The sequence below is a fragment of the Frankia canadensis genome, assembly GCF_900197875.1.
Classification (GTDB): domain Bacteria; phylum Actinomycetota; class Actinomycetes; order Frankiales; family Frankiaceae; genus Frankia; species Frankia canadensis.
Genome location: NZ_FZMO01000160.1, coordinates 1 through 8,929 on the forward strand (window position 1 = coordinate 1; position 8,929 = coordinate 8,929).

Here is an 8,929-nt window from a genome sequence, read left to right on the forward strand (position 1 = left end):
GCGTTCTGCCTGGGCGGGCCGGGGTCCTTCGGGGAGGACGGTGACGCTGGCCTGGCGGGCCTCACCTCCGAGGCGGACCAGGGTCGAGCGCTGCGCCGGCACCTCGCCCTCGAACTCCACCCGCACGGCGAAGGCGATCCCCTCCAGCTGCCCGGACGGCCCGGGCCTGATCGGCTCCGTGGGGTGGAGGAACTCCGTCTGGTAGAGCAGGCCCGCGACCGTGGTCCGCCCCCGCCCGTCCGCCGCGGCCCGCGGGTGACGGGCGATCCCCAGCCGGACCTCACGGGCCAGCGGCGGCGCGGCCTCGACGGCGAGGTCCGCCAGCGCGTCTGCGACCTCACCCTCGAGATAGCGCTCGATCGTCGACGCGTCCAGCAGCGCCGGCGACGCATCGCCAGGGCCGGCCAGCAGCTGCTGCGGACCGCCGGTGCCCGCGCTCGCAAGATCGGTGCTGATCCCGGCCGGCAGGCCCGCGCCCGAGGCCGGGTCGTCGCCGTAGGTATGCGCGGCGACCGCCGGATCGGCGCGGGGGAGCAGGCGGCGCGGGCCGGTGTCCTCGTCGACGACGAGATCGGCGGGTGCGGGCAGCAGCACCCGGGGACGCGAGCCGCCGGTCCGCACGAGAACCGGTCCGACGATCCGCTTGGGGTTCGTCGCGGCGTTCGTCCCGAAGATCGCCTGGACGGCTCCGCCCAGCGTCGACGGCCGCGGCATCGTGGTGCGCCCGGTCGCCGCGACCCCGACCGTGAACGGGCGGCCGTCCCGGAAGGTGACGACGTCCAGCGGGTGCAGCAGCACCCAGACCGCGTGCGGCGAGCCGGACTCCGTGGACATCGTCGCGGTCACCGGCCTTCCTGGACGAGGAACCGGGCGATGGCGAGCGCGTCCACCCAGGACTCGACGTCCGCGACGGACAGCCGGTCGACCGGCGGCTCCACCGTGCGGATCACCTCGGTGAACGACGCGGACCGCTGATAACGTTCGGCCTCGGATCCGGCGCCGCCGGCCAGGTGCCGGGCCACGAGGCGACGAACCTCCGCTGGATAGTCGAGACCGTCGCCGGCGAGCGAGGCGATCCCATACCGCGATCCGTGCAGGCTGGCGACCAGGCGCGGCGACAGCTCGCCGCGGAACGCCGCCACCACCGCGTCGAGGGAAACGGTCGGCTCGGCGCCGCCCCGGCCCCGCCACGGCAGCACGATCGCCGCCTTCTCCCCGCCGCGCCGCACCACGACCACCGACAGGCTGTTCTTTCCCGGGCGCCGCTTGGCTTCCTCCAACGCCTCCCGGGCGCGGACGAGCGCATCCTGCAGGGGGTAGCTGGCGTGGAAGTAGACGATCGCGCTGCACACCGACGGCCTGCGCAGCAAGCCGACAGCCTCCGCCAGGAAAAGCTCGCGGCACCGTCGCGCGGCGCGCAGCGCGTGCACCGCCGGCACCATTCCCAGCAGGTCGTCGCCGCCGGCGTACACCGCCCGCCCGGACAACTCCTCGAGCGCCTCGCTCTGGCGCCCAGCGACCTCGACGAGCGCCCTCGACACGCTCTCATGCCACGCCCGGGTGCCCAGCGCCGTCGGGTTGCGCGCCGGATCGAGCGCCCGGCCCATACCGTCCGCGTCCTGGACGAGCAGCGCCAGGTAGGTGGCCGCGCCCTCATCTGCGCCAACGCCATCTGGCCGAACGCCATCTGGCCGAACGCCAGCTGCCTCAACGCCGTTGTCGCGGTCGTCTGTGTCGTCGAGATCGCCGGCTGCGTCGGCAGCGGACAGGCAGGCACGCAGCGTTCGCACGGCCGCGCGGCCCCGCGCGCAGCCCAGTGACAGCGCCGACCGGGCGCCGGCGTCCACCGCGGCTGGCCGAAGACCGTACTCGTGTAGCAGCGACTCGGGCTGCCACGTGTCGGGCAGGCTCCATGAGCCGTCCATCCGCACCCAGCCTCGCGCCGGTCCGCCGGCCTCTGCCGCGGCACTCTCCAGCACGGGCAGCGGACTCGGTCCCGCCGTCACCCGGGCGTCCGCCGCTCCGGCATCATGCAGCGCGCCGACGACGTCGATGAGCGCGAGCCGGTGCTCGGTCAGCGCCGCAGCCAGGTCGGCATCGCCGCCCGGCCGTGCGAGGGCGACAAGCACCGCAAGGCGGAACGGCGCCGTCGCGACCGTCGCGGTCGACGGGAAAGCGGCCCGGCTGCCCAGCAGCGTGTCGGCCACCTGTGAGTCCCGCTTCACGGCGCAGACCGGGCACAGCCGCTCGGTCGCGGTCACCCGCAGCGTTGAGGGCAGCCCTGTGGGCTCGCCGCCCGGTCCCGGGTGGCCTGGCGGTCCCGGGAGGCCCGGCACCGGGCGACAGGCGTTCTCGCCGCGCGACTTCCGCAGCCCTTCTCGCAGCCCACACAGCGAACACGGTTGCGCCCCACGCCCGACATAGCCGGGGAAATCGCGTACCCGTCGGCGGGCACCTGACGCCGCCTGACAGATCGCCCACCCCCGCGCGTAGGCGGCGTCTTGCGGGCCGGCCGTGCGACCTGGATCGGCGGGATGCCCCGGGCTGGCCGCGTCGGGCCCGGGTGGGGTCCAGCTCACCCACCGCAGGGTGGGCATGGTGTCCAGGTCGGACAGAACGTCGAGGTTCGGCGAGGGGAAGGTCAGAGCCGCGAGCTCACGCCACGTCTGGCGCACCTCCACCGCTGCCGAGCGGGCGATCAACGCCGGATCGTGCCCGGCGGGAGCCACCGCGAACAGCCGGTTCGGCAGGCCGTCGGCCGAATCGGCCGCGGACGGCAGCACCGGCTCGCCGCCATGACGCCGGATCGCCTGGACGGCGACCTGACACAGCCGCGACATGACCTGACTTGCCGCCCACAGATCCGCGGTGCGCCGCGAGGCCGCGATAAAGGGCTGCACGCCGCCGAGTGTCAGCAGGACATAGCCATCCGCGTCCTGCCCGCCCCGCGTCACCCGTCTCCCCCAAGACCGATTCCGGTGCGCTCGCCGACCCCGGTAACCCGGACAGGGGCCGCATGCCCACCCTTCGCAGCACCGTGATGGCGCCATGCGTCGGAACCCTACCCCTTTGTCGCGGAGTGACCACGGACGGCCCGGTACGCACCATCAGATCTTCGAGGTGTTGGTGGGGATCTCGGCGAGGAGGTGCTGGTCGAGGAGGTACTGGAGCTGGAGGTTTCCGGTCGGCTGGTTGCACAGCGGTGATGCGGTCGAGCCGGGGACGAGCGCGCACACGACCTGGAACTGGCGGCCGTGCTGTCGTTCTTCTCAGGAGACGGCCGAGCCGCCGAGCCAGGTCGAGAGCTGCCAGGCCACCCGGTCCACGCACGCGATCGTCGCCGTGCCGATGTATCTGCCGAATCGCTGAGTGGAGACGGCGCGGGCTGCCTCGCACATCGCCCAGCTCGGCCGGTTCAGGCCGCCGTCATCCTGCAGGGCGATGTGGTGGGGGAAGCCGCGGTCCCGGGTTGTCAGCGGGACGACGAACGCCTGCCGGATCGGTAGGAGGTTGAACCGGTCGCTGGAAATCACCAGGCAGGGTCGTGTACCGCGCTGCTCGTTGGCTACTGTCGGATCGAGGTCGACCGACCAGACGTCGCCGCGCCGGACTCTCAACGATTGAACTCCGGCCATTCCGACGACGCCGAACTATCGGTGCCGGCGGTGGCGGCATCCCAGCTGTCCAGCTCGTCGAGGTACTCCCGCCAGCCGTCCGGATCCTCCCGCTGGATCCGCGCATAGGACTCCTCGATGGCAGCCCAGTGCTGCTCGGCCTCGAGCCTGCGCGACTCGGCGTCCAGCAGGCCAGCCATGGTGGTGCCCCGCGCGCGGGCGACGGCCGCCAAGCGGTCGCGCACCGCGCTCTCCACCTTGATCGTCGTCAGGCTCATAGATCGAGTATACCTGTGAGGGATACTTCTAAGTATGTCGTCGGTGCACATCGAGTCCTGCGCCTGGGGGCGAGCGCAAGGAGCGCGCGCCGTGTCGCGCCCCTGCCGAGGGCGAGGCGGCCGCCTGGGCGTGGCCCAGCCGCCACCGGATGGCCCGTCAGGTCGGCCGCGGCTGGGCTGACTGGAGGACAAGGGCCTGCCGGTGGGCTGGCCGCCGTCGGTGGTCCGCTTCGGGCCGCATACCCCCCCCGACCGCAGGCCCGCACCGCCGACCCGCAGCGGTAGCCGTCGCTGCCGCCCCCGGCGGAGCTCTCGCCGCCCCAGTCCGACCCCGCCCGCGCCGGCAGGCCGCTGTCATCCCGATATCCGCACGTCATGCTCTGCCGGCGCATCGACCCGCGTCGACCAGGCCGGGATCTGTTCGCTCGTCTGAGCGTGAGTGTTACCCGCTGGGGGTATGAGACGACGAGTACCGATCTGGCGGGAGGCCGCCAGAAGGACGATGGTGCGTCCCAAGGGAAAGGTGCAGACCACAAGGCATGTCGATCATGCTGTTCCGGTTGCGGTAGGGTGCTGTTGCCGACCCACCGCGGAGGTCCGTTTTCGATACCCCCGACATCCCAGGCCAGCGCCCTGCCTCTCGGCCTCCCCTCGCTAACCCCAGCCCGATCATGAGGGCATAGAAACGCGCCGTCGAAGCGGCCGGTCACGATCGTCTCCTCTCGCTAACCCCAGCCCGATCATGAGGGCATAGAAACGCGCCGTCGAAGCGGCCGGTCACGATCGTCTCCTCTCGCTAACCCCAGCCCGATCATGAGGGCATGGAAACGAGGAGGGCCGCTGGCTGTCTTTCTTGGGGTTGTCCTCGTTCCGTCGTCGCACCATCAGATCTTCGAGGTGTTGACGGGTATCTCGGCGAGGAGGTGCTGGTCGAGGAGGTACTGGAGCTGGAGGTTTCCGGTCTGCTGGTTGCAGAGGGGCGATGCGGTCGAGCCGGGGACGAGCGCGCACACGACCTGGAACTGGCGGCCGCTGCCGGGCTGGTCGAACCAGGGGCGAATCGCGCCCGTGTACACCTGGAACGGCTGGAGCACCTGGTAGGCGTGGTAGTTGCAGCCGGCTGGGCGGGTCGTGTCGTCCAGGTTCGACGGGGGGATCGACCGCTGGGCGTACTCGGTGCCACGGGGGGAGAGGAAGCTGCCGCGCGGCAGGCCGAAACGGTCGATCTGCTGGCCGGGGCGCAGCGTGACCGTGTTTCTGACGGGCGAGCCGTCCGTGCGCAGATAGTAGCCGTCGCTCGGCGGGAAGATCCAGTTACCGGGAATTCCTGGGAAGGGCGAGAAACTGGCGGCGGGATCCCACCAGCTGTCGATGAACTGCCGGGTGGGGTGACCGCCGGTGCGGGAATAGCCGCCGAGTTCGGAGCCGACGGGGCCGAAGAGCGGCAGGCCGGCCGGGCCGAGGCGCGGATCGCCGTTGAGGTCGGCGGCCGAACACGCGTCAAAGCTCCGGATGGCCGGTGGCCGGGGGGATTCGGCGCTCGCCGGCGCGGCCGTGGCGAAGGCCAGCCCGCCGACCGCGAAGGCGACAACAATCCGGCGCAGACGCACGCTGTTCCTCCCGGCGCATCAGAGCGGTGACGACGAGCCGGAGAGTAGGGGACTGATCACGCGCCTGACCGTCAGGTCTGGCTGCGGGCGATTGCTCGCGTGTCGTCACATCAGCGTGGCCCGGCCAGGAACAGGTGTGCCTTCCGCCGCAGCGGGCGGGTTGGGTTGGTTCGGCTATCCGCCGTGGAGGGCGTCGGGCAGGTTCGCGGCGAGGAAGTCGACGGCGTCGGCGGGCCTTCTTGCCTGGTTCAGCACGCTGGAGACGGCGTCCTGGATCGTCCCGCTGACCGCCGCGTAGTACGGGCTGACCGGACGGGTGCCGGCGTGCGCGAGAGCCGCCAGGATCGCCTTGGTGAAATCGTCCTGCCGGCCCTGGTAGCCGGCCTGCAGAACGGGTGGGTAGCCGCCGTCGCGGAGCATGGTCGTCTGGACGTCCAGGTTGGTGGCGAGGTAGCTGACAAACGACCACGCCGTCGCCCGGTGCGTCGAGCAGGTCGACACGGCGAGATTGTGGCCGCCGAGCACCCCGCTCCACGGCAGCGGCTCGATGCCGACCTTGTCGGCTACCGGCGAGGTCGGTGCGGTGAGGAGCTTGTAGGCGTACGGCCAGTTCCGCATGAACAGCAGCTGGCCGTGCAGGAACGCCTCCCAGGTGCCCTGCTCCTTGTAGGCCAGGTCCGCCTGGGGGATCCAGCCGCCGGGCCGCGCGCCAGCGGCCAGCAGGCCGAGCGCGGTCCTGACGGCGTCCGCCTGCGAGACGGCCTGGTTGGGGCGTGGAGCGAGGTCGCCGCCGAGGGCGCGGACGATCTCGAGCGCGTTGACGGTCAGCCCCTCGTAGTGGGCGAACTGCCCACCGAAGCCGCCGATCGGCTCCTGACCGGCCTGGGCCCGGCGGTGGTTCACCGACCCGATCTGGGAGATCATCTCCTGCAGGCTGGCGGGCGGTTTCGTGGCGGGGCCGAGAAGATCCCTGCGGTAGAAGAGCAGCGGGACGTTGGCCAGGAACGGCACCGCCCACTGCTGGTTCCGATAGCGCCCGCTTTCCCACGAGGCCGACACGAAAAGGTCCTTGTTGATCCCGTACCTGTGCGACTCGCGTTCGTCGAGGGGGACGACGAGATGGCCACGGGCGAACTCCGCCGTCCAGACGACGTCGAGGGAGTTGACGTCGTAGCACTCGCCCGAGCCCTGCGCGGTGGCCACCAGCTGGGAACGCTGCTCGTCGGCCGACTCGGACAGCTCGATGTACCGGACGTGCTGATCGGGGTGTGCCGCGTTCCAGCGGTCGACGGCCTTTCCGATCTGATGGCCGTTCGTGAAGTCGGCGATCGCGGCGAAGGTGATCGGCCCCGCGCCGTCGTCCCCGGACGTCCCGGACGAGCAGGCGCCGACGCCCACGGCACAACCGAGGCAGGTCAGCAGGATCGCGAGGGCCAGCCGGGCCCTTCTCGCCGCGGACATGTCAGTTGATACCCCACAGACCGGACCCCACCCGCTCGACCGCCTTTCCGACGTCCGTGCTGCTCACGTTCTCGCATCTCACCCCGCCGTTCTTCTGCAGTGAATGCAGATCGGGACGGGCGCAGGTGTTCGCCCCGAACGCGAGCAGGAACACCCGTGTCAGCGGCACGCCGGGTTGGTTGAGTACCTGGATGAGGCTGTCGGTGTCGATCCCGGTGGGCTTGTCGTTGATTCCGTCGGTGAACACCACGAGTGCGTCGGCTGTTGTCGTGTCCCCGTCGGCGCGCAGCGCGCCGATCCCGGCCTGAATCGTGTCGAGCAGCCCGGTGCCGCCGTTGCGCGGGCGCAGCGACTCCAGGGCCTGCCGCACGTCGGCGCGGCGAGATCGGGGGGCGGTTCCGGCCGGCCCGAGGGATACCTTCTCGACGTAGTCACGACCACCGTCCAGATTCGTGGCGAACTCCCAGAGACCGATCTGGTCGTTGTCGCTCACCAGGCCGAGGGCCGGCTCGACGGCCTGCCCGGCGGCGCCGAGCGGGGTGACCCCGTCGAGTCCGGGAACGGCCATCGAGCCGGACACGTCGATGGCGAACAGCACATGGGCGCGTCGGCGTGCGGAGTGCCACGCGTCGATCACCGCGTCCGGAGTGACGGGGGCCGTGTCCGGGTCCACCTGATGCGTGGCCCGCGGCGGCTCGCGCTGGATGCCGGCATTCGGCGGCACTGCGTCGAATGCCGCGCCGCCCGGCGGTCGGAATCCCGCCGCGGCGATGAGGGGCCGGGCCGAGTCGCTGGTCAGGAAGGAATGCAGTCGCATTGCCACGTCTTGCTGCTCCCGATGTTCCGAGCGCGGGTCACTGACGATCACGAAGGGATAGTCGAGCAGCGGCACGCCGTCGGTGGGATAGAGCGCGGTCAGCGGTTGCGGCGTCGGTCCGCAGGCCGGCGGGTTCGCCTCGTTGTGCGCGAAGACCCGCTGTTCGGACAGCAGGGCGATCTTGTAGTCCGGGGCGGCCGACGCCGCGGCCTGACAGCCAGGCCCGAGCTCCGGATCGTCGATTCCGTCGCTCGTGACGGTCGCCTGCTCCAGCTGGTGCAGCTTCGCGAGCACGTCGCCGTCACGCAGCAGGGCGTCGCTCGGCTGGCCGTCGACCGCGGCCTGGTAAAGCGCCATGGTCGACACGAGGCCCTCGGTCGACGCCTCCGGACCGTCCCGCACAATGCGCAGGGTGCTGTTCTCGGCCTGGTGCAGCACCCCCGACAGGGACAGCGCGGACGGGTCGCTCCACCCGGATTCTCCGACGAGGCGATCGGGGGCGGCCAGCAGCAGGAATGACGACATGACCGGCGGCTGGCTTACCAGCGTGATTCCGGCGGGGTTGCCGCGGCGAAGGGCCGCCTGAACCCGCGCGACCTCGATGCTCGAACTGGGCATCCACACATGGGGGACCGGGCCGACGGCGCGCAGGTCCTCGGACGGCCATCCGTCCGAGAGGGCCTTCGTCGTTCCCCCGGGTGCGGAGGGGCTCACCACCTGGATGTTCTCCCGCCGGCAGCCGTCGCGCCGATCGCTTTCCACGAAGGCCTGGGTCAGCTCGCGCATCAGGTCCGACGTGTCGGCGGAGGTCGACAGGACGAGCTCCGTCGGTATGCCGCACGCGTCAAAGGGCCGGCCGCGCGCAAGGAGCACGCCCGTGGCCGCGACCGTGGCCGCGACGACGCCCGCGAGGCCGGCCGCGACCCACCGGCGTCTCGTCGGCCATCGCCGTCTCCCGGGTGAGGCGACTGCGGGAGACCGATCGGGACTGCCACTCCTGGCGGCAGGGGACGGCCGAGGCCGAGGCCGCGCGACCTCGGCCTTCCTTGTCACCGCCGCCGAGCGTGGGTCGTCCGGCGACGGCGGTGGTGCCGCGGGCGCGGGCGAAGGGGGCCCGGGGGGCGAAGGAGGCCCGGGGAAGGCAGGTGG

General features: G+C 71.7%; 8 protein-coding genes. All 8 read right to left on the bottom strand.

Annotated elements, in window-relative coordinates; genetic code table 11:
* The coding region (locus C1A33_RS14635) for a type III-B CRISPR module-associated Cmr3 family protein (protein WP_207770315.1) at nucleotides 1-846 on the bottom strand (846 nt) is incomplete at its 3' end.
* The gene (locus C1A33_RS14640; protein WP_165818391.1) at nucleotides 843-2,954 is read right to left on the bottom strand and encodes a Cas10/Cmr2 second palm domain-containing protein; all 2,112 of its coding nucleotides are present in this window, start codon (nucleotides 2,952-2,954) and stop codon (nucleotides 843-845) included. The genes C1A33_RS14640 and C1A33_RS14635, both read right to left, overlap by 4 nt.
* A 153-nt stretch (nucleotides 2,955-3,107) precedes the next feature.
* On the bottom strand, nucleotides 3,108-3,236 hold the full coding sequence (locus C1A33_RS37455) for a hypothetical protein (RefSeq protein WP_279354641.1): 129 nt from the start codon (nucleotides 3,234-3,236) through the stop codon (nucleotides 3,108-3,110).
* Between the two features lie 33 nt (nucleotides 3,237-3,269).
* Nucleotides 3,270-3,635 (bottom strand): type II toxin-antitoxin system PemK/MazF family toxin, encoded by a 366-nt coding sequence (locus tag C1A33_RS14645; protein ID WP_101832061.1) that lies wholly within the window; start codon nucleotides 3,633-3,635, stop codon nucleotides 3,270-3,272.
* A complete protein-coding gene (locus tag C1A33_RS14650) occupies nucleotides 3,614-3,892 on the bottom strand; it encodes a hypothetical protein (protein ID WP_101832062.1) in 279 nt (92 codons plus the stop codon). Before C1A33_RS14650 ends, C1A33_RS14645 begins: the two co-directional genes overlap by 22 nt.
* Before the next feature lie 884 nt (nucleotides 3,893-4,776).
* On the bottom strand, nucleotides 4,777-5,502 hold the full coding sequence (locus C1A33_RS14655) for a TNT domain-containing protein (protein ID WP_101832063.1): 726 nt from the start codon (nucleotides 5,500-5,502) through the stop codon (nucleotides 4,777-4,779).
* A gap of 174 nt (nucleotides 5,503-5,676) precedes the next feature.
* Nucleotides 5,677-6,963, bottom strand: coding sequence for an extracellular solute-binding protein (locus tag C1A33_RS14660; RefSeq protein WP_101832064.1), 1,287 nt, complete (start codon nucleotides 6,961-6,963; stop codon nucleotides 5,677-5,679).
* Nucleotide 6,964: 1 nt separating this feature from the next.
* The gene (locus tag C1A33_RS14665; protein ID WP_165818393.1) at nucleotides 6,965-8,653 is read right to left on the bottom strand and encodes a vWA domain-containing protein; all 1,689 of its coding nucleotides are present in this window, start codon (nucleotides 8,651-8,653) and stop codon (nucleotides 6,965-6,967) included.
* Nucleotides 8,654-8,929: the final 276 nt, after the last annotated feature.

Coding starts and splice junctions, on each gene's coding strand:
- C1A33_RS14645 (WP_101832061.1), bottom strand. CDS start 3,635: ATGGCCGGAGTTCAATCGTTGAGAGTCCGGCGCGGCGACGTCTGGTCG.
- C1A33_RS14650 (WP_101832062.1), bottom strand. CDS start 3,892: ATGAGCCTGACGACGATCAAGGTGGAGAGCGCGGTGCGCGACCGCTTG.
- C1A33_RS14660 (WP_101832064.1), bottom strand. CDS start 6,963: ATGTCCGCGGCGAGAAGGGCCCGGCTGGCCCTCGCGATCCTGCTGACC.